Annotated in this window: 20 protein-coding genes; 17 read left to right on the forward strand and 3 right to left on the reverse strand. The window is 74.2% G+C overall.

Translation table 11 applies throughout. From position 1 onward, the window contains the following. The first annotated feature begins 377 nt into the window (after positions 1-377). From leuS to holA, 7 genes are all read left to right on the forward strand, one after another. Positions 378-3,245, forward strand: a complete 2,868-nt coding sequence (leuS, locus tag ACF053_RS07410) for a leucine--tRNA ligase (RefSeq protein ID WP_391952970.1) — start codon at positions 378-380, stop codon at positions 3,243-3,245. 129 nt (positions 3,246-3,374) lie between these two features. After that, positions 3,375-4,283: a hypothetical protein gene (locus ACF053_RS07415; protein ID WP_391952971.1), complete on the forward strand. Its 909-nt coding sequence runs from the start codon at positions 3,375-3,377 to the stop codon at positions 4,281-4,283. Positions 4,284-4,433: 150 nt separating this feature from the next. Then, positions 4,434-5,279 carry a DegV family protein gene (locus ACF053_RS07420; protein WP_391952972.1) on the forward strand — a complete coding sequence of 282 codons (846 nt, stop codon included), beginning with the start codon at positions 4,434-4,436 and terminating at the stop codon, positions 5,277-5,279. 830 nt (positions 5,280-6,109) lie between these two features. Continuing rightward, positions 6,110-6,838, forward strand: coding sequence for a helix-hairpin-helix domain-containing protein (locus ACF053_RS07425; protein ID WP_391952973.1), 729 nt, complete (start codon positions 6,110-6,112; stop codon positions 6,836-6,838). Between the two features lie 56 nt (positions 6,839-6,894). Continuing rightward, positions 6,895-9,417 (forward strand): ComEC/Rec2 family competence protein, encoded by a 2,523-nt coding sequence (locus ACF053_RS07430; protein ID WP_391953204.1) that lies wholly within the window; start codon positions 6,895-6,897, stop codon positions 9,415-9,417. 160 nt (positions 9,418-9,577) lie between these two features. Next, a complete protein-coding gene (locus tag ACF053_RS07435; protein WP_391953205.1) occupies positions 9,578-9,805 on the forward strand; it encodes a hypothetical protein in 228 nt (75 codons plus the stop codon). Positions 9,806-9,896: 91 nt separating this feature from the next. After that, positions 9,897-10,880: a DNA polymerase III subunit delta gene (holA, locus tag ACF053_RS07440; protein WP_391952974.1), complete on the forward strand. Its 984-nt coding sequence runs from the start codon at positions 9,897-9,899 to the stop codon at positions 10,878-10,880. 536 nt (positions 10,881-11,416) lie between these two features. Here holA and rpsT read toward each other — a convergent pair. Beyond that, entirely contained in the window at positions 11,417-11,683 is a 267-nt protein-coding gene (gene rpsT / locus ACF053_RS07445) for a 30S ribosomal protein S20 (RefSeq protein ID WP_257375370.1), read from the reverse strand. A gap of 219 nt (positions 11,684-11,902) precedes the next feature. Here rpsT and lepA point away from each other — a divergent pair, with 219 nt between their 5' ends. From lepA to hemW, 3 genes are all read left to right on the forward strand, one after another. After that, complete coding sequence (lepA, locus tag ACF053_RS07450; protein WP_058945495.1) at positions 11,903-13,771, forward strand: translation elongation factor 4; 1,869 nt, start codon at positions 11,903-11,905, stop codon at positions 13,769-13,771. A gap of 372 nt (positions 13,772-14,143) precedes the next feature. Next, a complete protein-coding gene (locus ACF053_RS07455) occupies positions 14,144-16,033 on the forward strand; it encodes an AMP-dependent synthetase/ligase (RefSeq protein WP_391952975.1) in 1,890 nt (629 codons plus the stop codon). 209 nt (positions 16,034-16,242) lie between these two features. After that, complete coding sequence (gene hemW / locus ACF053_RS07460; protein ID WP_391952976.1) at positions 16,243-17,484, forward strand: radical SAM family heme chaperone HemW; 1,242 nt, start codon at positions 16,243-16,245, stop codon at positions 17,482-17,484. Positions 17,485-17,768: 284 nt separating this feature from the next. Here the strand turns inward: hemW and ACF053_RS07465 are convergent, their stop codons facing one another. Together ACF053_RS07465 and ACF053_RS07470 are read right to left on the reverse strand one after the other, a co-directional pair. Beyond that, a complete protein-coding gene (locus ACF053_RS07465; RefSeq protein WP_391952977.1) occupies positions 17,769-18,584 on the reverse strand; it encodes a DUF3097 domain-containing protein in 816 nt (271 codons plus the stop codon). Between the two features lie 84 nt (positions 18,585-18,668). Next, complete coding sequence (locus ACF053_RS07470) at positions 18,669-19,406, reverse strand: MBL fold metallo-hydrolase (protein ID WP_391952978.1); 738 nt, start codon at positions 19,404-19,406, stop codon at positions 18,669-18,671. A gap of 193 nt (positions 19,407-19,599) precedes the next feature. On the opposite strand from ACF053_RS07470, the gene hrcA reads away from it, so the two are divergent. The 7 genes from hrcA (at position 19,600) to ACF053_RS07505 (ending at position 26,301) form a co-directional block, all read left to right on the forward strand. Beyond that, a complete protein-coding gene (gene hrcA / locus ACF053_RS07475) occupies positions 19,600-20,616 on the forward strand; it encodes a heat-inducible transcriptional repressor HrcA (protein WP_391952979.1) in 1,017 nt (338 codons plus the stop codon). Further along, positions 20,617-21,750 (forward strand): molecular chaperone DnaJ, encoded by a 1,134-nt coding sequence (dnaJ, locus tag ACF053_RS07480; protein WP_058945243.1) that lies wholly within the window; start codon positions 20,617-20,619, stop codon positions 21,748-21,750. A 190-nt stretch (positions 21,751-21,940) separates the two neighbouring features. Continuing rightward, positions 21,941-23,014 carry a nitronate monooxygenase gene (locus ACF053_RS07485; RefSeq protein WP_391952980.1) on the forward strand — a complete coding sequence of 358 codons (1,074 nt, stop codon included), beginning with the start codon at positions 21,941-21,943 and terminating at the stop codon, positions 23,012-23,014. Beyond that, positions 23,011-23,754, forward strand: a complete 744-nt coding sequence (locus tag ACF053_RS07490) for a 16S rRNA (uracil(1498)-N(3))-methyltransferase (RefSeq protein ID WP_391952981.1) — start codon at positions 23,011-23,013, stop codon at positions 23,752-23,754. The genes ACF053_RS07485 and ACF053_RS07490 overlap by 4 nt, the downstream gene beginning before the upstream one ends. 265 nt (positions 23,755-24,019) lie before the next feature. After that, the gene (locus ACF053_RS07495) at positions 24,020-24,379 is read left to right on the forward strand and encodes a histidine triad nucleotide-binding protein (RefSeq protein WP_058945240.1); all 360 of its coding nucleotides are present in this window, start codon (positions 24,020-24,022) and stop codon (positions 24,377-24,379) included. A gap of 5 nt (positions 24,380-24,384) precedes the next feature. Continuing rightward, entirely contained in the window at positions 24,385-25,290 is a 906-nt protein-coding gene (locus ACF053_RS07500; protein ID WP_391952982.1) for a ribonuclease Z, read from the forward strand. Between the two features lie 6 nt (positions 25,291-25,296). Further along, positions 25,297-26,301 (forward strand): adenosine deaminase, encoded by a 1,005-nt coding sequence (locus tag ACF053_RS07505; RefSeq protein ID WP_391952983.1) that lies wholly within the window; start codon positions 25,297-25,299, stop codon positions 26,299-26,301. The last annotated feature ends 230 nt before the right edge of the window (positions 26,302-26,531 follow it).

Genomic DNA, 26,531 nt, shown 5'->3' on the forward strand with positions numbered 1-26,531 from the left:
ATACCAGCGAGTACGGCGTTTCCGGGTTTACGGAGACGACTGGCCGACAACTGACTCGGGGGTTGCCCGGGAACGCGCCGATACGCCGAGTAACCGTTCCTGCAGGGGTAGCGCGACCGTCACGCGACTGTCCGTGTCCGCGTGGTGGGACGGTGCGATGCGGCCCGCGGGGGCCCTGCGGTACCCTGACGCCATGCGTGCCGTACGCCTCCTGCTTAGCGAGCCGCGCTGATCAGTGCCGGCGGATGAGAAATCCGACCGGAATCGGCGCGGCGTCCCCTCCTGTGCGAGGGGTTTTTTCATTTCGCCGTGCCGACCGAAATCGGGGCGCGGCGGCGGCAGCGACGCAGAGACGATCGATGGAGCTTCAGAGGATCATGACCGAGACGAATTCGGCTGCCGAGACGGCGGCCCCGCATCGTTATACGGCGGCCATGGCGGCCGACATCGAGGCACGCTGGCAGGACTTCTGGGACGCCGAGGGGACCTACGCGGCGCCCAACCCCGTGGGTGACCTGGCGGGCGACCCGCGGGCCGTCGCGCGGCCCAAGAAGTTCATCATGGACATGTTCCCGTACCCCTCCGGCGCCGGCCTCCACGTCGGCCACCCGCTGGGCTACATCGCGACCGACGTGTACGCCCGGTACCAGCGCATGACCGGCCACAACGTCCTGCACACCCTGGGCTTCGACGCGTTCGGCCTGCCCGCCGAGCAGTACGCCGTCCAGACCGGCACGCACCCCCGGGTGTCGACCGAGGCCAACATCGAGAACATGAAGGCCCAGCTGCGCCGGCTGGGCCTGGGCCACGACAAGCGCCGGTCGTTCGCCACGATCGACCCCGAGTACTACAAGTGGACCCAGTGGATCTTCCTGCAGATCTTCGAGTCCTGGTACGACGAGGAGGCCGGGAAGGCCCGCCCGATCGCCGAACTGGTCGCCCTCTTCGAGAGCGGTGAACGGCCCGTACCGGGCACCACGCGCGCGTGGAGCGAGCTGAGCGCCGCCGAGCGCGCCGAGGTGCTGGGCGACTACCGCCTGGCCTACGCCTCCGACGCGCCGGTCAACTGGTGCCCCGGCCTGGGCACCGTCCTGGCCAACGAGGAGGTCACCGCCGACGGCCGCTCCGAGCGCGGCAACTACCCGGTCTTCAAGGCGAAGCTGCGCCAGTGGAACATGCGCATCACCGCCTACGCCGACCGGCTGCTGGACGACCTGGACGCGCTGGACTGGCCCGAGGCCATCAAGCTGCAGCAGCGCAACTGGATCGGCCGTTCCGAGGGCGCCCGCGTCGACTTCGCCGTCGGCGACGACGCCATCACCGTCTTCACCACGCGACCCGACACCCTGTTCGGCGCCACCTACATGGTCCTGGCCCCCGAGCACGAGCTGATCGAGAAGATCGTCCCGGAGGCGTGGCCGGCCGGCACGCAGGCGCTGTGGACCGGCGGGCACGCCACCCCGGCCCTGGCCGTCGACGCGTACCGCAAGCAGGCCGCCGCCAAGTCCGACGTCGAGCGGCAGGCGGACGCCAAGGAGAAGACCGGTGTCTTCACCGGCGCGTACGCGGTCAACCCGGTCAGCGGCGAGCGGGTCCCCGTCTTCATCGCCGACTACGTCCTGATGGGGTACGGCACCGGCGCCATCATGGCCGTCCCGGCGCACGACACCCGCGACTTCGCCTTCGCCCGCGCCTTCGACCTGCCCATGCGCTGCGTCGTCGAGCCGGCCGACGACCGGGGCACGGACCCCGCCGCGTGGGCCGACGCGTTCGACTCGTACGACGCGCGGATCATGGCCTCCGCCAACGACGACGTGTCCCTGGACGGCCTGGGCGTCGTCGAGGCCAAGGCGCGCGTCACCGAGTGGCTGGAGTCCCGCGGCATCGGCGAGGGCACCGTCAACTACCGGCTGCGCGACTGGCTGTTCAGCCGCCAGCGGTACTGGGGCGAGCCCTTCCCGATCGTCTACGACGAGGAGGGCGTCGCCCACCCGCTGCCCGAGTCGATGCTGCCCCTGGAGCTGCCGGAGGTCGACGACTACGCGCCGCGCACCTTCGACCCGGACGACGCCGACACGCAGCCCGAGACGCCCCTGTCGCGCAACGCGGACTGGGTGAACGTCACGCTGGACCTGGGAGACGGCCCCAAGCGGTACCGCCGCGAGACCAACACCATGCCCAACTGGGCCGGTTCCTGCTGGTACGAGCTGCGCTACCTGGACCCGCACAACAGCGACCAGCTGGTCGACCCGGAGATCGAGCAGTACTGGATGGGTCCGCGGGACGGCATGCCGCACGGCGGCGTCGACCTGTACGTCGGCGGTGCCGAACACGCCGTCCTGCACCTGCTGTACGCGCGGTTCTGGTCCAAGGTGCTGTACGACCTGGGCCACGTCTCGTCCGCCGAGCCGTTCCACCGGCTGTTCAACCAGGGCATGATCCAGGCGTTCGTCTACCGCGACGCGCGCGGCATCGCCGTCCCGGCCGCCGAGGTCGAGGAGCGCGACGGTGCGTTCTGGTACGGGGGCGAGAAGGTCAGCCGCGTCCTCGGCAAGATGGGCAAGTCCCTGAAGAACGCCGTCACCCCGGACGAGATCTGTGCCGAGTACGGCGCCGACACGCTGCGCCTGTACGAGATGGCCATGGGCCCCCTGGACGTGTCCCGGCCGTGGGACACGCGCGCGGTGGTGGGCCAGTACAGGCTGCTGCAGCGGCTGTGGCGCAACATCGTCGACGAGTCGACCGGCGAGGTCACCGTCGTCGACGCGGAGCCGGACGAGGACACGCTGCGCGCCCTGCACAAGGCCGTCGACGGCGTGTCCCAGGACATGGCCGCGATGCGCTTCAACACCGCCATCGCCAAGATCACCGAGCTGAACAACCACCTGACCAAGTCGGGTGGCGCGGTGTCCCGGTCGGTCGCCGAGCGGCTGGTCCTGCTGGTCGCGCCGCTGGCCCCGCACATCGCCGAGGAGCTGTGGCGCAGGCTGGGCCACACCGGCTCGGTCGTCCACGAGGAGTTCCCGGCCGCCGACCCGGCGTACGTCGTGGACGAGTCGGTGACCTGCGTCGTGCAGATCAAGGGCAAGGTCAAGGCGCGTCTCGAGGTCCCGCCGTCCATCACGGACGGGGAGCTGGAGGCGCTGGCGCTGGTGGACCCGGCGGTCGTGGCCGCCTTGGGCGGCGCGGGCATCCGCAAGGTGATCGTGCGGGCGCCGAAGCTCGTGAACATCGTCCCGGCGTGACGGAACACCGGGGCGCCGAGCGGCGCCCCGGGTTTTTCCCCTAGGGGGCGGGTCGAGGGGTCCCTAGGAACCCCCGACCCGCCCTTCGCCGTTTACCGTGGAGAGAACAACCGACGGCGAGGGGACCCCATGTCAACCGCGATCGTGATCTTGGCGCTGCTCTTCGTGGCCCTCGTCACCCTCGGCGTGTACGCGAGCGTGAAGGCGATCGGGGCCGCCAAGCGCGGGGTCGACCGCACCCTCCACCAGGCGCGCCGCACCGTCGAGGACACCACCCTCCGCGCGAAGAGCATCGGACAGGGCGGTGTCGCGGGTGAGCTGGCACAGCTGCGGCTGTCCCTGCGGACCTCGATGCGCGCCACGCAGGACGCCCTCGCGGCCGGTGCGGCGGAGGACGCCTCCCTCCAGGAGTCGCTGGATCTGTTCAAGCGGCTGAGCGCCCACGGGCACGAACTGGACGAGGACCTCAAGCGGATGGAGCGCGACCCGGACCGGGTTCGGGTGGCCGCCCACCTGGACGACCTGCGGGAGCGCACGCGCCGCATCACCGACTCGGCGGACGCGCTGCGGTGGGCGGCCCGGGAGCGGGCGCAGAAGTTCGCCGACGAAGAGTTGGACACGCTCAGCGCCCAGATCGACATGGAGGCCGGCGCCCTGCGCCACTGGACCACGTCCGAGACCCCCGGGACGACGGACCGGCGACCCCCGGAGACGTCGGGTACGCGGTCTCCCGGGGCCCCGGACACGCAGGCGGCGGAGCCCGCCCCGCCGTGGACGGCACGGCCCGAGACCCAGGACCGCACACGGACGTCGTGGCCCGAGGCCGGCGCCGGGCAGACGGCCACGCAGACGTGGCCCGCCGACGCCGACGGAGACCGGGACGCCGCGGCGGACCCCGCCCGGGGTGCCGCCGCGGGTGGCGACCGGGGCGCCGGTGGCGCGGCGGAGGGCGCCCGACCCGCGATCACCGCGCGTGACCCCCGTCTGGAGACCGGCTACCCGTGGCAGAAGGCCCCGCGGCCCGAGACCACCAACTGACCGCGCGGCAGGAGCGGGGCGCCTGCCGGCCGCAGGAGCCCGGGCCTCGGCACTTCCACCGGGCCCGGCCGGGGCGGTCGGGCCTGCCGGAGCCGGAGCCTGACGGGGCCGGGCTGCTTCCGCACGCCGCCTGCGGGTAACCTCCGGGTCATGTCCCGCCATGTCGCGATCGTCACCGACTCCACGGCCTACCTGCCGCCACAGACGATGGAGCGGCACGGTATCAGCGCGGTACCGCTGACCGTGGTCCTGGGGGACCGAGCCCTTGAGGAGGGCACCGAGATCTCGGCGCGGTCCCTCGCGCAGGCCCTGCAGAAGCGGCGTTCCGTCACCACGTCACGGCCCAGCCCCGAGGTGTTCGCCGCCCGCTACCGCGAGGTAGCCGAGGCGGGTGCCACCGGCATCGTCTCGCTGCACCTGTCGGCGGAGCTGTCCGGCACGTACGAGGCCGCGCTGCTCGCCGCCCGCGAGGCGCCGGTACCGGTCCGCGTCGTCGACACCGGGATGGTCGCGATGGCGCTGGGCTTCTGCGCCCTCGCGGCGGCCGAGGCCGCGCAGGCCGGATGCACCCTGGACGAGGCTGTCGCGGCGGCCGAGAAGCGCGCCGCCGGCACGTCCGCGTACTTCTACGTCGACACCCTCGACTACCTGCGCCGCGGCGGGCGCATCGGCGCGGCCCGTGCCCTGCTCGGCTCCGCCCTGGCCGTGAAACCGCTGCTGGAGCTGACCGGCGGGCGGATCGAACCGAGGGAGAAGGTCCGCACCGCCTCGAAGGCCATCGCACGCCTGGAGGAGATCGCCGTCGAACGGGCGGGCAGGGCCCCCGTCGACATCGCCGTGCACCACCTCGCCGCGGCGGACCGGGCGGAGACGCTCGCCGGGCACCTGCGCGAACGCGTTCCCGGGCTGGCCGACCTCCACGTCAGCGAAGTCGGCGCCGTGATCGGCGCCCACACCGGGCCGGGGTTGCTCGGAGTGGTCGTCGCACAGCGGTGACCTCACCCTGAAGAGTGGCCGAGTTATCCCCAAGTGCCGTGTTATCCACGGAAATCGATACGGCCGCCCACGCTCGCACGCTTGTGTCTACCGTGTGATCCATGACGACACGAACACACTCCGTGACCGGCCACGCGGCCGCCCTTCCCCGATCCTCCGCGGCCACGAGCGGACCCGGCAGGCCTGCGGGCTCGGACGGCCGGACGCGCGGCCGAACAGGCGCGCCGCGGGCACGCGGACGACACCGTGCCCGCGGCGACGCGGCACGGGACGCGCTGGCCGCGTACGCGCTCCGACGCAGGGCGGACGCGCTGATGGCGGGCACTCCCCGGCCTGCGCGTGCGCGCCCGCCCGTGAGCGAAACACCCGTGTCCGCGCCACCTGCGAGCGAACCACCCGCGCCCGCCGCGCCTGCGCCCGAGCCGCCCCTGTCCCCAGCGCCTGCGTGCGAACCGGCCGTGTCCGAACCCCTCGCGTCCACAGCGTCCGTGCCCACACCGTCCGTGGCCACACCGCCCGTGCCCGCACGGCTCGCCGGCGGTGAGCCGGGTGCGGGGGAGGTGGGCGTCGGTGAACCGCTCGCGGGGGAGGCGGGCCGCGACGAGCCGGTCAGGGTGACCGCCACGGGAGGACCCGTCGCGGAGCCGCCGGCTGCCCGCCCGTCCGTGATGGGGCCGTCGCAACCGCCGCCGCGCGCGGTCCCGCCCCGGCGGGGGCGACTGACCGGGCATCCGGAGCCGCCGCCTTCCCCGGGCGCGCCGCAGGCACGGCGACCCTCCCCGTCCCTGCCGCCGCCCCGGACCGGCGGGGCGCCCGAACCCCCTTACCCGGTGCCGTCGCCCGTCGCGCGGCCGCAGCGGTGGCTCGCCCTGCGTGAGCGGTTACCCCTGTGGGTGCAGCTCCGGTGCGGTCTCGAACGCCGCACGCTGGCCGCGCTCGCCGTCCTGCTGGTCGTGGGCGTCGTGCTCGCCGGACGCCTCTTCTGGTCGGGCCGACCCGAGACGGTCCACGCCCCGGAGGTGGTGGTGCGCGCCGAGCCCGCCGCCACCACTTCGGCGGACCCCGTGCCACCGGCCGACCGTCAGGTCGCCGCGCCACCGGCGGCGGCGCCGTCCGTGGTCGTCGTCGACGTGAGCGGCAAGGTGCGGCGTCCCGGTGTGCTGAGGCTGCCGACCGGCGCCCGGGTCGTCGACGCGCTGCGGGCGGCCGGAGGCGTCCCGCCGGGCACGGACACCACCGGGCTCAACAGGGCCCGGGTCCTGGTCGATGGCGAACACGTCCTGGTCGGGGTGCCCGCGACCGCCGGCCCGCCGGGGACGCTGCCCGCAGCCGCCCTGGAGGGCGCCGCCGGAAGCGCCCCGGCGGGCGGGCCGATCAGCCTCAACAGCGCCACCGTCGAGCAGCTCGACACGCTGCCCGGCGTGGGCCCGGTCCTCGCCCGCCACATCGTCGACCACCGCACGCGGCACGGGGGCTTCCGGTCCGTGGAGGAGCTGAGGGAGGTACGCGGCATCGGCGCCCGCCGATTCGCCGACCTCCGTACGCTCGTCAGGCCGTGACCCGCCCTCAGACGCCGTCCGCGCACCGGTCGGCCGGGCGGCCGGGCACGGGCCACGTGCCGGGGCGGTCCTCCCGGCCGCCGGTCCACAGCGCGTCCGGTCACCGGCTCGGAGCCGCCCGTCCACGGCAGGAGGTACCAGCCGATCTGAGGCTGGTCGGACCCGCCCTGGCGGCCTGGGGAGCGGCCGCGCTGGCCCTGGGCGTGCCGGGCTGGTGGACCGTCCTCGGTGTCACCTCGTGCGGGGGTGTGGCTGCCGTCCTCCTGCTCCGTGGGCGGACGGCGCGGAGACCGGCGCCCGTCGCGCGGCGGGGGAACACCACCGTGTGCGCCGCGGTGTTGCTGTGCGCGGCGGCCGGGGCGGCGTCCGCCGGACTGCACGGCGCGGACCTGCGGCGTGGGCCCCTCCCGGGTCTGGCGGCGGAGCACCGGCGGATCGGGGCAGAGCTGTCGGTCGTCTCCGACCCGCGCGCCGTGGTCCCGCGCGTGCGCGGCAACCACGCGATGCCCGCCTCGATCATGCTGAGCGCCGAGGTGACGCGGGTGACGGCACTCGACGGGGCCGTCGCGCGGGTCCGCACCCCGGTCCTGCTCCTCGCCCGGCCGGGCAAGCGCCACGGCGACGCGGCCGCCTGGCTGCGGCTGCTGCCCTCCACCACGCTCCGAGCGGAAGGCCGGCTGGCGCCACCGCGCCGGTCCGCCGACCCCTTCGCCGTCGTGCTGTACGTGGACAGCGGTCCGCCGCGGGTCACCGGCCCGCCGAACGGGCCGCAGCGCGTCGCGGGCCGGCTGCGCGCCGGACTGCGGGAGGCGACGGACGGTCTGCCGCCGGACGCGCGGGCGCTGCTGCCGGGCCTGGTCGTCGGTGACACGTCGCGGATCCCGGAGGACCTGGGGGCCGCGTTCCAGGCGACGGACCTGACGCACCTGTTGGCGGTTTCGGGGAGCAATTTGACCATCGTCCTGCTGTTGCTGATCGGGCCTGCGGGGAGAGCCCTGAACGCGGAGCGCGGTGGACTGGCACCCCGGCTGGGCGTGTCCCTGCGCGCGACGGCCCTGCTGGGTGGGGTCCTCACGCTGGCGTTCGTGGTGGTGTGCCGACCGGAGCCGAGCGTGCTGCGGGCGGCGGCGTGCGGGGCGGTCACCCTGCTCGCCATCGCCACGGGTCGCCGCCGGTCGCTGATCCCCGCCCTCGCCGCCGCCGTCCTGCTCCTGGTGCTGTTCGAACCCTGGCTGGCCCGCGCCTACGGGTTCCTGCTGTCCGTCCTCGCCACTGGTGCCCTCCTCACCATCGCGCCGCGGTGGAGCGCCGCACTCCAGGCACGCGGTGTCCCGCCCCGGCCGGCGGAGGCGCTGGCCGCGGCGGCTGCCGCACAGGCGGTGTGTGCCCCGGTGGTGGCGGTCTTCGCGGGTCGCGTGAGCCTGGTGGCCATTCCCTGCAACATCCTGGCCGAACTCGCGGTCGCACCGGCGACGGTGCTCGGGTTCGCCGCGCTGGCGGTGGCGCCGGTGGCCATGCCGGTGGCCCGGCTGTTCGCCGAGTGCGCGGCTTGGCCCGCCGGGTGGGTGGCGACCGTCGCGCGCACCGGAGCCGCGCTGCCCGGCGCGGAGGCCGCCTGGCCCGGCGGCTGGCGGGGCGGGCTGCTGCTCGCCACCGTGACGGTCGCGCTGGTGTTCGCCGTACGGCGGCTGCCGCACCGGCCCTGGGTGGCCGCCGGCTGCGTCCTCCTCCTTCTGGTGGCGGTCGTGCGGCCGGCGCCGCTCACCCGCGTCGTCACCGGCTGGCCGCCGCCCGGCTGGGTACTCGCGATGTGCGACGTCGGTCAGGGGGACGCGACCGTCCTGGCCGCCGGGGACGGCACCGCCGTCGTCGTCGACACAGGACCGGATCCCGAGCCGGTGGACCGGTGCCTGCGCGACCTGGGCGTCAGTCGCGTGCCGTTGGTGTTGCTCACCCACTTCCACGCCGATCACGTCACCGGGCTCCCCGGAGTGCTGCGCGGACGGTCCGTCGGTGTCATCCAGACCACCGGGCTCCACGATCCGCCCGCGCAGGCGGCGTTCGTCCACCGGACGGCGGCGGTCGCACGGGTGCCGGTGGTCCGTGCGGTACCCGGCGAGCGCCGCCGTACCGGACCGCTCGACTGGCAGGTGCTGTGGCCGGCGGTCCGGCCGGGGTTCGTCCCCGAGGGCCCCAACGACGCCAGCGTCACGCTGCTCGCGCGCACCCGGTCGGGGGTGACGCTGCTGCTCCTCGGCGACCTGGAGCCGCCCGCCCAGCGCGGCCTGGCGCTGGCGCACCCGGCGCTGCCTCCGGTGGACGTACTGAAGGTCGCCCACCACGGCTCCGCCCATCAGGACCCCGGCCTGCTCCACCGGGCGAGACCCAGACTCGCCCTGGTGTCGGCCGGCCGGGGCAACCCGTACGGTCACCCCTCCCCGCACACCCTGGACGCCCTGCGTGAGGCGGGCGCTGCGGTCCTGCGCACCGACCGGGACGGCGCCATCGCGGTGACCGGCTCCGGCCGTGACCTCAAGGCGGTGGCCATGCATCCGCCCCGCGGCCCGGACCCGCCGTGACCGGGGTCCCGCACGCGCACGCTCGCTACCGCCGGGGCCGGGCGTCCCGCGTTGCCGGTCCGGGTAGGGCCGACCTGGCGGCCGGTCGCACCGGAAGGGGTTGAACAATGGTCTCGTGAACGGAGTGAACGAAGAGAACCGCACCGACGACGTCCGGCACGTGCTGGTCCTGCCCGACCGGGACGCCGCCGCGGAGGTCGCCGAGGCGCTCGGTGAGCGGTTCGCACTGGACGAGGAGCCGCGCCTCGTCCGCGACGCCCTCGCGGGCGAGGACGACGCCGAGGACGCCCAGTGGCTCGTGGTGGTCGAGGACCCGGACGGCCGGCTCTCCGCTGCCGAGTTGGACGACCTGGCAGCCGAGTGGGACGGCTGGCGCGAGGAGCCGTAGGAAGCCGAAGCCGCCTGGGGCGACGGCGTCCCGGACCGTCGGGCGGGCAGGACGCGGCCGGGTGTCGGCGGGCCGTGGGATGCTGGGCGTGATGGCTCCCAAGAACCCGACCGACGACCCGCTCGCCCCCGTCACCCTCGCCGTGGGCCAGGAGGACCTCCTCCTGGATCGCGCCGTCCAGCAGGTGGTGGCCGCGGCCCGGGCCGCCGACGCCGACACGGACGTCCGTGACCTGACCGCCGACCAGCTCCAGCCCGGCGGCCTCGCCGAGCTGACCAGCCCCTCGCTGTTCGCCGAGCGCAAGGTCCTGATCGTGCGCAACGCCCAGGACCTGGCCGCGGACACCGTCAAGGACGTCAAGGCGTACCTGGCCTCGCCCGTCGAGGACATCTCGCTCGTCCTCCTCCACCCCGGTGGAGCGAAGGGGAAGGGCCTCCTCGACGCCGCCCGGAAGGCGGGCGCCCGAGAGGTCGCCTGCCCCAAGACGACGAAGCCGGCGGAGCGTCTGACGTTCGTGCGGCAGGAGTTCCGGGCGCAGGGCAGGTCGGCCACCCCGGAGGCGTGCCAGGCGCTCGTCGACGCGATCGGCAGCGACCTGCGCGAGCTGGCCAGCGCCGTCTCCCAGCTCACGGCGGACGTCGAGGGCACGATCGACGAGGTTGTCGTCGGCCGCTACTACACCGGCCGGGCCGAGGCCTCCAGCTTCAACGTCGCCGACCGCGCGGTGGAGGGCCGTACCGCCGAGGCGCTGGAGGCCCTGCGCTGGTCCCTGTCGACCGGCGTGGCTCCCGTGCTGATCACGAGCGCGTTGGCGCAGGGCGTGCGCGCCATCGGCAAGCTGTCGTCCGCGCGGGGCGGCCGGCCCGCCGACCTCGCACGCGAGCTGGGCATGCCGCCGTGGAAGATCGACCGAGTGCGCCAGCAGATGCGGGGCTGGACCCCGGACGGCGTGGCCGTCGCCCTGCGGGCCGTCGCCGAGGCCGACGCGGGCGTCAAGGGAGGCGGGGACGACCCCGTGTACGCCCTGGAGAAGGCGGTCGTCACCATCGCCCGCGCCGCCCGCTCCCGCCGCTGAGGCTCCCGCACGCGGTGGGCGGTGCCCGCCCACGGGGTCGGTGTCCGCACGCGGTGGACGGGGGCCGGCCGGGGGCAGGGCCGGCCGATGGGCGCGCCTGTAGAGGGTGCGGCCGGTCCGGGGGCGGGTTCGACCGGGTGGGTCAGACGTCCCGGTCCTGAGTCTCCGGTTCTGACGTCCGGTCCTGATCGTGGGGCCCCGCGCCTGGTCCCGCATCCGCGGTCCTGGCCGTGGTCCTGCGCCCTGGCCCCGGTGGCCCGGACCCGGTGGGCGTGGTGGCGTCCGGGCATGCCGAAGGCCCCGGAGCCGTTCGGGGAAGAACGGGCCGCCGGGGCCTTCGGTTCACGATGGTGAGCCCGTACCCGCGTGGCGAACGCAGGCCGCGTACGAGCTCGGGGGTGCCGGTCGGGAGCGTGGTTGAGAGGGCCCGCTTGGGTCCCTTCCGGCGATCAAGTCTTCCGGGTCGGGCACTCCGGGGCGTGAGCCCGGGAGGTTCCGGCCGGTTCCGGGGACGGTGTCCCCGGGACGGGGGAAGCTCAGCCCTGCAGGGTGGCGACCCGAGCAGCCAGCGCCGACTTCTTGTTGGCGGCGGCGTTCTTGTGGATGACACCCTTGGAGACGGCCTTGTCCAGCTTGCGGGACGCCTCGCGGACCGCCACGGCGGCCTTCTCGACGTCACCCGCGGCGGCAGCCTCACGGGCCTTGCGGATCGCGGTCTTGAGCGACGACTTGACGGCCTTGTTGCGCAGGCGCGCCTTCTCGTTCGTCTTGTTCCGCTTGATCTGGGACTTGATGTTCGCCACGAAAGAGCCTTTTCAGGTTCGTAAGGATTCCTCGAATGTGTGCCACGCTGCTGAGAGGGCCACGAGACACAGCTGCCCAGGCTACCAGCAGCGCTTCGGGCGGCCCAAACCGAGCGCCCGTCCCCGTCCGTGGGACCATGGAAGCTACGTATCGATCCGACGTCGACCCGAGCAGAGACACCGGCGTACGCCCGTGCGTCTCGAGAATCAGGACCCTGCGTGCCCGCGACCCCCATCCACGTGCCCGAGCCGAGCCGTACCGACCCGGCACTGATCCGCAACTTCTGCATCATCGCGCACATCGACCACGGCAAGTCGACCCTTGCCGACCGGATGCTCCAGCTGACCGGTGTGGTCGAGCAGCGGCAGATGCGCGCTCAGTATCTGGACCGCATGGACATCGAGCGCGAGCGCGGCATCACCATCAAGTCCCAGGCCGTGCGTCTGCCCTGGGCCCCCACCGAGGGTGAGGGTCAGGGCAGGACCCACATCCTCAACATGATCGACACCCCGGGCCACGTGGACTTCACGTACGAGGTGTCCCGCTCGCTCGCCGCGTGCGAGGGCACGGTCCTCCTCGTCGACGCCGCCCAGGGCATCGAGGCACAGACCCTCGCCAACCTCTACCTGGCGATGGAGAACGACCTCACCATCGTCCCGGTCCTCAACAAGATCGACCTGCCGGCCGCCCAGCCGGAGAAGTTCGCCGAGGAACTGGCGAACCTGGTCGGCTGCGACCCGGACGACGTCCTGCGCGTCTCGGCGAAGACGGGTCTCGGCGTCGAGGCGCTGCTCGACCGCGTGGTCAGGGAGGTCCCGGCGCCGGTGGGCGTCGCCGACGCCCCCGCCCGCGCGATGATCTTCGACTCGGTCTACGACTCCTACCGCGGTGTCGTCACCTACGTCCGTGTCATCGACGGACAGCTCAACAAGCGCGAGCGCATCCGCATGATGTCCACCGGCGCGACCCACGAGCTGCTGGAGATCGGGACGAACTCGCCGGAGATGCTTCCGGCCGACGGTCTCGGCGTCGGCGAGGTCGGGTACCTGATCACGGGTGTGAAGGACGTCCGGCAGTCCAAGGTCGGTGACACGATCACCACCCTGCACAAGGGCGCCACGGAGGCCCTCGGCGGGTACAAGGACCCCAAGCCGATGGTGTTCTCCGGCCTCTACCCGCTCGACGGCTCCGACTATCCGGAGCTGCGCGACGCGCTCGACAAGCTCCAGCTCAACGACGCCGCGCTGGTCTACGAGCCGGAGACCTCCGCGGCCCTCGGCTTCGGCTTCCGCGTGGGCTTCCTCGGCCTGCTCCACCTCGACGTGATCCGTGAGCGGCTGGAGCGCGAGTTCGGCCTCGACCTCATCGCCACGGCGCCGAACGTGGTGTACCGGGTCCTCATGGAGGACGGCACCGAGCACACCGTCACCAACCCGAGCGAGTTCCCCGAGGGCAAGATCAGCGAGGTGTACGAGCCGGTCGTCCGCGCGACGATCCTCGCGCCCTCCGAGTTCATCGGTTCGATCATGGAGCTGTGCCAGACCCGCCGCGGCACCCTCCTCGGGATGGACTACCTCTCCGAGGACCGCGTCGAGATCCGCTACACGCTCCCGCTCGCCGAGATCGTCTTCGACTTCTTCGACCAGCTGAAGTCCAAGACCCGCGGCTACGCGTCCCTCGACTACGAGCCCACCGGCGAGCAGAGCAGCTCCCTGGTCAAGGTGGACATCCTGCTCCACGGCGACAAGGTCGACGCCTTCTCCGCCATCACGCACAAGGACGCGGCGTACGCGTACGGCGTGCGGCTCGTGGCGAAGCTGCGCGAGCTCATCCCGCGGCAGGCGTTCGAGGTGCCGATCCAGGCGGCCATCGGCTCCCGGGTCATCGCCCGCGAGACCATCCGCGCCATCCGCAAGGACGTCCTCGCCAAGTGCTACGGCGGCGACATCTCCCGCAAGCGGAAGCTGCTGGAGAAGCAGAAGGAAGGCAAGAAGCGGATGAAGATGGTCGGCTCCGTGGAGGTCCCGCAGGAGGCCTTCATCGCCGTCCTGTCCAGCGACGAGTCGGCGGGCAAGGGCAAGAAGTAGCAGCCCGCGACCGGCCCCGGCGAGCCACGCCGGTAGTCCGGCGAGCCACGCCGGTTGCCCGGCGACGTGTGGCCGCCGGCCCCGGCGACCCAGCCCGGTGACCCACGCCGGCGGTCCGGCGACCGCTGCGCGGAGGCGCCCGTTCGGATGACGGACGGGCGCCTCCTCCTTTTTGCCCCGCTCCGCAGTCGTTATGAACCGGGTATGAATCCCGAGGCCGCTGCCCCTTACGCCGGGGACAGCCGCGCTCTACCCTGATCCCGCTCGGGGGTTACTCGCGAGTTAAACAACCAGCCGTTGATCCACGCTTTTCCCGCAGCAGTGAACAGCCCGCACGACGTGCGGCACCTGCCAGGCCCGCCGGAGGACGCCGTGAGCGACACACAGAGCCAGATCGAGAACCGGCCGCCCTCCGTGGCGGCCCTGTTCCTTGAGCGTGTGGCCAGGACCCCGGACGCGGAGGCCTACCGCTACCCGGTGCCCTCCGCCACCGGCCAGGGGCCCGACGACTGGAAGGCGCTCAGCTGGGCCCAGGCGGCGGACCGCGTGTTCGCCGTCGCCGCCGGCCTCGTCGGCCTCGGCGTACGGCCCGAGGAGCGGGTCGCCCTCGCCTCCGCGACGCGCGTCGAGTGGATCCTGGCCGACCTCGGGGTCATGTGCGCGGGCGCCGCCACCACCACGGTCTACCCGCAGACCAACGCCGAGGAGTCGGCGTACATCCTCGCGGACTCCGGGAGCCGCGTCCTGATCGCCGAGGACGGCACCCAGCTGGCGAAGGCCCGGGAGCGCCGCGCCGACCTGCCGGACCTGCACCACGTGGTCGTCATCGACGCCGCCGCCGCGCAGCCCGCCGAAGGCGACCCCGAGGGGTGGGTGCTCTCCCTCGACGAGCTGGAGGAGCGCGGCCGCGCCTACCTGAAGGAGCACCCGGCAGCGGTCGAGGAGCGCGTCGGGGCGATCACCGCCGACCAGCTCGCCACCCTCATCTACACCTCCGGCACCACCGGCCGCCCCAAGGGCGTGCGCCTGCCGCACGACAACTGGTCGTACATGGCGAAGGCCATCGGCGCGACGTCCCTGGTCCGCGAGGACGACGTCCAGTACCTGTGGCTGCCCCTCGCCCACGTCTTCGGCAAGGTGCTGATCTCCGGGCAGATCGAGGTCGGGCACGTGACCGCCGTCGACGGCCGCATCGACAAGATCATCGAGAATCTGCCGGTCGTGCAGCCGACCTACATGGCGTCCGTCCCGCGCATCTTCGAGAAGGTCTACAACGGCGTCGCCGCCAAGGCGCGTGCGGGCGGCCCCGCCAAGTACCGGATCTTCCAGTGGGCGGCGGGCGTCGCCCGCGAGTACGCCAAGGTCACCCAGGACAGCTTCCGGCGCACCGGGCAGGCGAAGGCGCCCCTGGGCCTCACCGCGCAGCACAAGGTGGCCGACGCGCTGGTCTACTCGAAGCTGCGCGAGGCGTTCGGCGGGCGGCTGCGCGCCGCCGTGTCAGGCTCCGTCGCGCTCGCGCCCGAGATCGGGTACTTCTTCTCCGGCGCGGGCATCCACATCCTGGAGGGCTACGGCCTGACGGAGTCGTCCGCCGCCTCCTTCGTGAACCCGGGCGAGGCCTACCGCACCGGCACCGTCGGCAAGCCGCTGCCCGGCTGCGAGGTGCGCATCGCCGACGACGGCGAGATCCTGCTGCGCGGCCCCGGCATCATGGAGGGCTACCACAACCTCCCCGAGAAGACGGCCGAGGTCCTGGAGCCCGACGGCTGGTTCCACACGGGCGACATCGGCGAGCTCTCCGCCGACGGCTACCTGCGGATCACCGACCGCAAGAAGGACCTGTTCAAGACCTCCGGCGGCAAGTACGTCGCGCCGACCGAGGTCGAGGGCCACTTCAAGGCCCTGTGCCCGTTCGTCTCGAACATCGTCGTGCTCGGCGCGGACCGGAACTTCTGCTCGGCCCTCATCGCCCTCGACGAGGCCGCGCTGCAGGGTTGGGCGAAGGACCACGGACTCGCCGACCGGCCCTACGCCGAGCTGGTCGCCACCCGGCAGGTCGAGGAGATGGTCCAGGGCTACGTCGACCGGCTGAACGAGGGCCTGCAGCGCTGGCAGACGATCAAGAAGTTCCGGCTGCTGCCGCGTGACCTCGACGTCGAGCACGGCGAGCTCACGCCCAGCCTCAAGCTGAAGCGGCCGGTGGTGGAGCGCGAGTACAAGAACCTCATCGAGGAGATGTACGAGGGCGCCCGCGAGGCCTGACACGGGCGAGCGCCCGGCCCGGCCCGGTCCCGCGCGGCCCCACGGGCAGGGCGGGCAGGGCGGGCGGCCGGGTGCGGGGCCACGGGCCCCGCACCCGCACGGCGGCGGCGCACGAGGCCGTGACGGGCGGGGCGGTGACGGGCGGGCGCGCGGGGTGACCGCTGGGCCGCCGTCCGCCCGTGAACCGTCCCGCCCGGCGGTGACGGACAATGGACCCCATGCCTTCCGTACTGCCCGATGGTGAGCCCATGCCCGAGGACGGGGCGCTGCCCCCGTCCGCCCTGCACGGGGGCGCGGACCGGCCGCTCGGGTTCTACCTGCACGTGCCGTACTGCGCCACCCGCTGCGGCTACTGCGACTTCAACACCTACACCGCCACCGAGCTGCGCGGCTCCGGCGGCGTGCTCGCCTCGCGCGACAACTACGCGGAGACCCTCGTCGACGAGGTGCGGCTCGCCCGCAAGGTCCTCGGCGACGACCCCCGCCCGGTGCGGACGGTCTTCGTCGGCGGCGGTACGCCCACACTGCTCGCCGCCGCGGACCTCGTGCGCATGCTCGGCGCGATCCGCGACGAGTTCGGGCTCGCCGACGACGCGGAGATCACCACGGAGGCCAACCCGGAGTCCGTCGACCCGGCCTACCTGGCGGCCCTGCGCGAGGGCGGCTTCAACCGGATCTCCTTCGGCATGCAGAGCGCCCGGCAGCACGTCCTGAAGGTCCTCGACCGCACGCACACGCCCGGCCGCCCGGAGGCGTGTGTCGCCGAGGCCCGCGCCGCCGGCTTCGACCACGTCAACCTGGACCTCATCTACGGCACCCCCGGGGAGAGTGACGACGACTGGCGGGCCTCGCTCGAGGCGGCCGTCGGCGCGGGCCCGGACCACGTCTCCGCGTACGCGCTGATCGTCGAGGAGGGCACCCGGCTCGCCCGCCGGATCCGGCGCGGCGAGGTGCCGATGACGGACGACGACGTGCACGCCGACCGCTACCTGATCGCCGACTCGGTCCTCGCCGACGCCGGGTACGCGTGGTACGAGGTCTCCAATTGGGCGACCTCCGAGGCGGGCCGCTGCCTGCACAACGAGCTGTACTGGCGGGGCGCCGACTGGTGGGGCGCGGGCCCCGGCGCGCACAGCCACGTCGGCGGGGTCCGCTGGTGGAACGTGAAGCACCCCGGCGCCTACGCCGCCGCCCTCGCGGAGGGCCGTTCGCCCGGCGCGGGGCGGGAGCTGCTGTCGGACGAGGACCGGCGCGTCGAGCGGGTCCTGCTGGAGCTGCGCCTGCTGGACGGCTGCCCGCTGTCGCTGCTGCGGCCCGCCGGGCTGGCCGCAGCCGAGCGCGCGGTCGGCGACGGGCTGCTGGAGCCCGCGCCGTACGCGGAGGGCCGCGCCGTCCTCACCCTGCGCGGGCGGCTCCTCGCCGACGCGGTGGTACGGGACCTGGTCGACTGACCGCCCCGCCCACCGCCGGCACCGGGCCCGCCCACCGCCGGCACCGGCCGCACCCACGGCAGCACCACCGGGGCGCACCCACGGCGGCACCGACCAGCACCGACCGGCGCCGGCCCGCAGTCACGGCAGCACCGACCAGCCCGAGCCGGCGACCGGCTCGCCGTCACCTCCCGCCGGCGCCGCCCTCCGCCGCACCGGCTCGTCACCACGCGCCGTCGCGGCCGGGGCCGGGCCCACCCGCCGCACCGACCCGGCCGGGCCGTCGCGGCGGGTGGGCCCGGCCCTCACCCGCCGTGCGTGCCGACCGTCACGTGGTCGATGAGCCGCTCGACGGCCCCGAGCAGCTCCGGCTCCAGGTCCCGGTAGGAGCGCACCGCGCCGAGGATCCGCTGCCAGGCCGCGCCGGTGTTCTCCGGCCAGCCCAGGGCCCGGCACACGCCCGTCTTCCAGTCCTCGCCGCGCGGCACCGCCGGCCAGGCGGGGATGCCCAGCGACGACGGCTTCACGGCCTGCCACACGTCCACGTACGGGTGCCCGACGACCAGGACGTGCGGGTCCGTCACCGACGCGGCGATCCGTGACTCCTTCGAGCCGGGCACGAGGTGGTCCACCAGCACCCCGAGCCGGGCGTCCGGGCCGGGGCGGAAGTCGCGCACGATCGCCGGCAGGTCGTCGACGCCCTCCAGGTACTCGACGACCACGCCCTCGATGCGCAGGTCGTCACCCCACACCCGCTCCACCAGCTCGGCGTCGTGGCGCCCCTCGACGTAGATCCGCCCCGCCCGCGCCACACGGGCCCGCGCCCCGGGCACGGCCAGGGAGCCGGACGCCGTGCGCGACGGCCGCGCGGGAGCGCCGGAGGCCGGCCGGACCAGCGTCACCACGCGGCCCTCCAGCAGGAACCCGCGCGGTGCCAGCGGGAAGACCCGGTGCTTGCCGAACCGGTCCTCCAGGGTCACCGTCCCCGCCTCGCACCGGACCACCGCCCCGCAGAAGCCGCTGCCCGCCTCCTCGACCACCAGGTCCGGCTCGGCCGGCACCTCCGGCACGGGGGCCGGCTTCTTCCAGGACGGGGTCAGATCGGGGTCGTAACGGCGCATGACTCTCTCGGCTCCGGGTGCGTGACGGGCGCCGACCCGCCCCGGGGACGTCCCCCGGGCGCGGCGGCGCGCACGCGCCCGACGCTACGACACGGCGAACCGCCGGGCCAGCTCATCGCGTTGGGCGCGTACGAACGCGGCGTCGACCACCGCCCCGTGCCCCGGCACGTACGCGGCGTCCTCACCGCCCAGCCGAAGCAGCCGGTCCAGCGCGGCCGGCCAGCGGGAGGGCAGGGCGTCCGGCCCCGCCTGCGGCTCGCCCGACTCCTCGACGAGGTCCCCGCAGAAGACCACCCCGGGCGGCGCGTCCCCCTCCGCGCCCGGCACCAGCAGCGCCAGGTCCTGGCCGGTGTGGCCGGGGCCGGCGTTCGCCAGCAGCACCCGGCAGTCCCCGAGGTCGAGCGTCCACTCGGCGCACACCAGGTGGTGCGGGTGCACCAGCACGTCCACCGCCTCGCCGGCCTCCCGCTCGGACACGCCCTCCCGCACGGCGTCGGCCCGCAGCGCGTCCCGCTCCCGGACCAGCACCTCGTCGAGCCCCATCGCCCCGAACACCTGAGCACCCGCGAACGCCGCCGCGCCCAGCACGTGGTCGAAGTGCGGGTGGCTGAGTGCGATGTGCGTCACGCGGCGGCCGCCCAGCAACCCCTGCACCTCACCGCGGAGCGCGGCGCCCTCGCGCAGCGTCGACCCCGCGTCGAACAGCAGGACCGCCGCCTCGCCGACGACGAGCCCCACGGTGGCGTCCCAGCCCGGGAGCCGCCTGCGGCCCACGCCCGGGGCGAGGCGCTCCCATCCGAACTCTTCCCAAGCGACGTCCATGCCTCGACGCTATCGGCAACGCCCCCGCCCGGCGCGCGGTACCGTGAGCGGCCGCCGCGCCCATCGGGCACGACGCATCGCCCTTGCCAGGCATTGACCTCGGCGCCGTACACTGGCCGCGGGGATGACTGGCACTCGGACGCGAAGAGTGCCAGCAGACGTCAGCAGACCGAAAGCCAGCTGGAGGTGCGCCGTGCTCAGTGAACGCAGACTCGAGGTACTGCGCGCCATCGTCCAGGACTACGTCGGTACGGAGGAGCCCGTCGGCTCCAAGGCGCTCACCGAGCGGCACAACCTCGGCGTGTCACCGGCCACCGTGCGCAACGACATGGCGGTGCTGGAGGACGAGGGCTTCATCGCCCAGCCCCACACCAGCGCCGGCCGCATCCCCACGGACAAGGGCTACCGCCTCTTCGTCGACAGGCTCGCCGGCGTCAAGCCGCTGTCGTCACCGGAGCGCCGGGCCATCCAGAACTTCCTGGAGGGCGCGGTCGACCTCGACGACGTCGTGGGCCGGACGGTACGGCTGCTCGCGCAGCTGACCCGCCAGGTCGCGGTCGTGCAGTACCCGTCGCTGACCCGGTCCACCGTGCGCCACGTCGAGCTGCTGTCGCTGGCCCCGGCCCGGCTGATGCTCGTCCTGATCACGGACACCGGACGGGTCGAGCAGCGCATGGTCGACTGCCCCGCCCCGATCGGTGAGACGTCCGTCGCCGACCTGCGCGCCCGGCTCAACAGCCGGGTCGTCGGACGGCGCTTCGCGGACGTGCCGCAGCTGGTGCAGGACCTGCCGGAGTCCTTCGAGGCGGAGGACCGCGGCACGGTCTCCACGGTGCTCTCCACGCTGCTGGAGACGCTGGTGGAGGAGACCGAGGAGCGCCTGGTGATCGGCGGGACCGCCAATCTCACGCGCTTCGGGCACGACTTCCCGCTGACGATCCGGCCGGTGCTGGAGGCGCTTGAGGAGCAGGTCGTGCTCCTCAAGCTGCTCGGCGAGGCGACGGACCCGGCCATGACCGTGCGCATCGGGCACGAGAACGCCCACGAGGGGCTGAACTCCACGTCCGTCGTCGCGGTCGGTTACGGTTCGGGCGGCGAGGCGGTCGCCAAACTCGGCGTGGTCGGACCGACCCGCATGGACTACCCCGGAACGATGGGAGCGGTACGCGCAGTGGCACGTTACGTCGGACAGATCCTGGCGGAGTCGTAAGTGGCCACGGACTACTACGCCGTACTCGGCGTGCGCCGCGACGCGTCCCAGGACGAGATCAAGAAGGCGTTCCGGAGGCTCGCGCGCGAGCTGCATCCGGACGTGAACCCCGATCCGAAGACGCAGGAGCGGTTCAAGGAGATCAACGCCGCCTACGAGGTGCTGTCGGACCCGCAGAAGAAGCAGGTCTACGACCTCGGCGGCGACCCCCTGGCGGGCGGCGCCGGTGGCGCGGGCGGCTTCGGCGCGGGCGGCTTCGGGAACTTCTCCGACATCATGGACGCCTTCTTCGGCACGGCGTCCCAGCGCGGCCCCCGGTCACGGACCCGGCGCGGCCAGGACGCGATGATCCGGCTGGAGATCGAGCTCGACGAGGCGGCCTTCGGCACGACGAAGGACATCCAGGTCGACACGGCCGTCGTGTGCACCACCTGCTCCGGCGAGGGCGCCGCGCCCGGCACCTCGGCGCAGACGTGCGACATGTGCCGCGGCCGGGGTGAGGTGTCGCAGGTGACGCGGTCCTTCCTGGGCCAGGTCATGACGTCCCGCCCCTGCCCCCAGTGCCAGGGCTTCGGCACGGTCGTGCCGACGCCGTGCCCCGAGTGCGCGGGCGACGGCCGGGTGCGGTCCCGCCGCACGCTCACGGTCAAGATCCCTGCCGGTGTCGACAACGGCACGCGCATCCAGCTGGCCGGCGAGGGCGAGGTCGGCCCCGGCGGCGGCCCGGCGGGCGATCTGTACGTCGAGATCCACGAGCTGCCGCACCCGGTGTTCCAGCGGCGCGGCGACGACCTGCACTGCACGGTCACCATCCCGATGACGGCGGGCGCGCTCGGCACGAAGGTGCCGCTGGAGACGCTCGACGGGGTCGAGGAGGTCGACATCCGGCCGGGTACGCAGTCCGGCCAGTCGATCCCGCTGCACGGCCGGGGCGTCACGCACCTGCGGGGCGGCGGCCGCGGCGACCTGATCGTCCACGTCGAGGTGCAGACGCCGAGCAAGCTCGACGCCGAGCAGGAGCGCCTGCTGCGGGAGCTGGCGGAGCTGCGCGGGGAGGAGCGGCCCACCGGCCAGTTCGCCCCCGGCCAGCAGGGCCTGTTCTCCCGGCTGAAGGACGCGTTCAACGGGCGCTAGCCCACGCGCGTGACGGCTCCCCGCGGCGTCGCGGGGAGCCCCCGCCCGGACCCGCGGGCGCCCCGCGCGGAGCGGCCCGCCGGAGGCGCGGGGGCTTCGGGTGGCGGCCTCCGCCAGGTCCGGCGCGCCGCTCCGTGACGGGCGGAACAGGGGATTCGGCGCGTGCGCGGGGGCGTGACACCATGCGTGCATGCCCTCCGCGCTGACCGATCTCTGCCCCCACCCGATCGTGCAGGCCCCCATGGCCGGTGGCGCCTCCTGCCCCCCGCTCGTCGCCGCCGTCTGCGAGGCGGGCGGCCTCGGGTTCCTCGCCGCCGGCTACAAGACGGCCGACGGCATGTACCAGGAGGTCCAGCAGGTCCGCGCGCTGACCGCGCGCCCCTTCGGCGTCAACCTGTTCATGCCGCAGCCCGGCCAGGCCGACCCCGCCGCCGTCGAGGTCTACCGCCACCAGCTGGCCGGCGAGTCCACCTGGTACGACACCCCCCTCGGCGACCCCGACGCGGGCCGGGACGACGGGTACGACGCGAAGCTCGCCATCCTCCTCGACGACCCCGTCCCGGTCGTCTCCTTCACCTTCGGCTGCCCCACCCGCGACACCGTGCACGCCTTCGCGCGCGTCGGCACCCGCACGATCGTGACCGTCACCAGCCCCGACGAGGCGCGGGCCGCCGAGCTGGCCGGCGCGGACGCCGTCTGCGTCCAGGGCGTCGAGGCCGGCGGCCACCAGGGCACCCACCGGGACGACCCCGAGAGCGCCGACGCCGGCAACGGCCTCCTCGCGCTGGTCACCCGGGTCCGGGAAGCCGTGTCCCTGCCGATGATCGCGGCCGGCGGTCTGATGCGCGGCGCCCAGATCGCCGCGGTCCTCGCCGCCGGCGCCGAGGCCGCGCAGCTCGGCACCGCCTTCCTCGTCTGCCCCGAGTCCGGCGCGCACCCCCTGCACAAGCGCGCCATGACGGACCCGCTCTTCACCCGCACCGAACTGACCCGCGCCTTCTCCGGCCGCCCGGCCCGGGGCCTGGTCAACCGCTTCGTACGGGAGCACGGGCCGTACGCCCCGGCCGCCTACCCCGAGGTGCACCACCTGACCAGCCCGCTGCGCAAGGCCGCCGCCGCGGCCGGCGACCCGCAGGCCATGGCCCTGTGGGCGGGGCAGGGCCACCGCCTCGCCCGGGAGCTGCCCGCCGGGCAGCTCGTCGAAGTACTCCACTCGGAACTCCGGTCCGCGCTCACGGCGCTGGCCGTGGGAGGAGCGTCATGACCGCCCCCGTCTTCGTCGTCGACGACCTGGCGGCCGCCGCCCCCGGCGCGACGGTCGCCCTGGACGGTCCGGAGGGGCGGCACGCCGTGTCGGTACGCCGCCTGCGCACCGGCGAGGAGATCGTGCTGACGGACGGCGCCGGGCGCGGCGCGTACGGGACCGTCGCCGCCGTCGAGGGCAAGGACCGCCTCGACGTCGCCGTCGCCGAGGTGCGCGACGAGCCCGCGCCCGCGCCGCGCATCACCGTGGTCCAGGCGCTCCCCAAGGGCGACCGGGGCGAGCTGGCAGTGGAGACCATGACCGAGACCGGCGTCGACGCGGTCGTGCCGTGGGCGGCGTCCCGGTGCATCACCCAGTGGAAGGGCGAGCGCGGTCTGAAGGCCCTGGCGAAGTGGCGCGCCACCGCCCGCGAGGCGGGCAAGCAGTCCCGCAGGCTCCGGTTCCCGGAGGTCGCCGACGCGGCGAGCACCCGCCAGGTCGCCCGGCTGCTCGCGGAGGCGGACTTCGCGGCCGTGCTCCACGAGGAGGGCGCCGAACCGCTGGCCACCGCGCCGCTGCCGGCGACCGGCGACATCGTGCTGGTCGTCGGTCCCGAGGGGGGCGTCGCGCCCGACGAACTGGCCGCCTTCGCGGAGGCGGGCGCCAAGCCGTACCGGCTCGGCCGCAGCGTGCTGCGCACCTCCACGGCCGGCACGGCGGCGACGGCGCTGCTGCTGGGACGCACCGGCCGCTGGTCCTGACGCCCGCCGTCCGGGGCACCCCTCGCCCCGGGCCCTCGCCCCGGGCCCTCGCCCCGGGCCCTCGCCCCGGGCACCCCGCCGTCCGGGGCCATCCCTCGCCCCGGAGGCCCGGCGCCCGCGGCGCCCCGCGGCGTCCCGGTACCCGAAGCCCCACGTCCCGCGCCCGACGCCCGCCCGGTCCTGCGGGCGGCGCGGCGATAGGGTACGGAACGAACCAGTCGGGTACGCCCGTACCCGCCGCCGGAGTCGAGGAAGGGCCGCCAGCATGGCCGAAGAGCCGCGGAGTGACTGCCTGTTCTGCAAGATCGTGGCCGGGGAGGTGCCCGCGCAGGTCGTCCGCGAGACCGAGACGACCCTCGCGTTCCGCGACATCAACCCCCAGGCCCCCACCCACGTCCTGGTCATCCCCAAGGCACACCACCCCGACGGCGCCGCGCTCGCCGCCGCCGCGCCGGAGATCGCCGCCGACGTGCTGCGCGAGACGGGCGAGGTCGCCGCGCAGGAGAAGATCGCCGGCAGCGGGTACCGCGTCGTCCTCAACACCGGCACCGGCGCCGGCCAGACCGTCTTCCACGCGCACGCGCACGTCATCGGCGGACGCGGCCTGGAATGGCCCCCCGGGTAGCCACCGTGTCCGTACGCGAATTCGTCGTGCTGGGTACCGCGAGCCAGGTACCCACGCGCCACCGCAACCACAACGGCTACCTGCTCCGCTGGGACGGCGAGGGCATCCTCTTCGACCCCGGCGAGGGCACCCAGCGCCAGATGCTCCGCGCCGGCGTCGCCGCCCACGACATCGACCGGATCTGCGTCACCCACTTCCACGGCGACCACTCCCTGGGCCTCGCCGGGGTCATCCAGCGCATCAACCTCGACCAGGTGCCGCACCCGGTCACCGCGCACTACCCGGCATCCGGCCGGCGGTTCTTCGAACGGCTGCGGTACGCCACCGCCTACCGCGAGCGCGCCGACATCGTCGAGGCGCCGGTCGCCGCCGACGGCCCCGTCGCCGAGACGCCCGGCTACACCCTGGAGGCGCGGCGCCTGTCGCACCCCGTCGAGTCGTTCGGGTACCGCCTCACCGAGCCCGACGGCCGCCGCATGCTGCCCGAGCGGCTCGCCGCCCACGGCATCCAGGGCCCCGACGTAGGGGCCCTCCAGCGCGAGGGCGTCCTGCGCGGGGTGCGGCTCGACGAGGTCAGCGAGGTGCGGCGCGGCCAGCGCTTCGCCTTCGTCATGGACACCCGCCTCTGCGAGGGCGCGCGCGCCCTCGCAGAGGGGTGCGACCTCCTCGTCATCGAGTCGACCTTCCTCGACGAGGACACCGACCTCGCCGTCGAGCACGGCCACCTGACCGCCGGGCAGGCCGCCTCCGTCGCCCGCGACGCGGGCGTCCGCCACCTGGTCCTCACCCACTTCTCACAGCGCTACGCCGACCCCGCCGCCTTCGAGCGGCAGGCCCGCGCCGCCGGGTTCGACGGCGAACTGACCATCGCCGAGGACCTCGTCCGCATCCCCCTCCCCAAGCGCCCGTAGAGAGCGATGAACCTCCCCGAGAACCTCCCCAAGGCCGAACTGCACCTGCACGTCGAAGGCACCCTCGAGCCCGAGCTGGCCTTCGCCCTCGCCGCCCGCAACGGCGTCGACCTGCCCTTCGCCGACACCGACGCGCTCCGCGAGGCCTACCGCTTCGGCGACCTGCAGTCCTTCCTCGACCTGTACTACGCGCTCATGGCCGTCCTGCGCACCGCGGACGACTTCACCGAGCTCGCCGACGCCTACCTGGCCCGCGCCGCCGCCCAGGGCGTCCGCCACGCCGAGATCTTCTTCGACCCGCAGGCCCACACCGCCCGCGGCGTCCCCGTCGGCACGGTCGTCGAGGGCCTCGCCCGGGCGCTGGAGCGGGCGGAGGAGCGGCACGGCGTGACCACGCGGCTCATCATGTGCTTCCTGCGCGACCTGTCCGCCGAGTCCGCGATGGAGACGCTGGAGTCGGTCCGGCCGTACCTGCGGCACATCACCGGCGTCGGCCTGGACTCCGCCGAGGTCGGCCACCCGCCCGCGAAGTTCCGCGAGGTGTACGAGGCAGCCGGCGCGATGGGGCTGCGGAAGGTCGCCCACGCCGGCGAGGAGGGTCCGCCCGCCTACGTCCGCGAGGCCCTCGACGTCCTCGGCGTGGAGCGCGTCGACCACGGCCTGCGCGCCATGGAGGACCCGGAGCTGGTCGAGCGGCTGGTGCGGGAGCGGGTGCCGCTCACCCTGTGCCCGCTGTCGAACGTCCGGCTGCGCGCCGTGGACGTCCTGGAGGACCACCCGCTGCGGGCCATGATGGACGCCGGCCTCATGGTCACCGTCAACTCCGACGACCCGGCGTACTTCGGCGGCTACGTGGGCGAGACGTTCCACGCCGTCCGCGAGGCGCTCGGCCTCACCCCGGACGACCTGCGCCGGCTCGCCCGGAACTCCTTCGAGGCGGCCTTCCTCGACGACGACGAGGCCCTGCGCGCCCGCTACCTCGCCGAGGTCGACGCCTACACCTTCGACTGAGCGCCCCCAGGCGCCGGCGACCCCGCCCGCCCCGTTTCCGCCCGGCCTCCGGTCGCCCCGCCCCCGCCCGTGGCGGGACCGCGCGCCGGGGCGCCGGCCGGGTGCGCCAGGGCCTGTCTTTCGGATCGTGCCGGGCTCGCGGCGTCCGGTGCTGCGCCTCGCCGCGTCGTCGTCGGTCGCCCGTGCTCCGCGGTGGCTCCCTCCTCCGCCCCGCGGCCCACGGCACCGGA

The sequence above is a fragment of the Streptomyces kanasensis genome (genome assembly GCF_043077165.1).
Lineage (GTDB): Bacteria > Actinomycetota > Actinomycetes > Streptomycetales > Streptomycetaceae > Streptomyces > Streptomyces changanensis.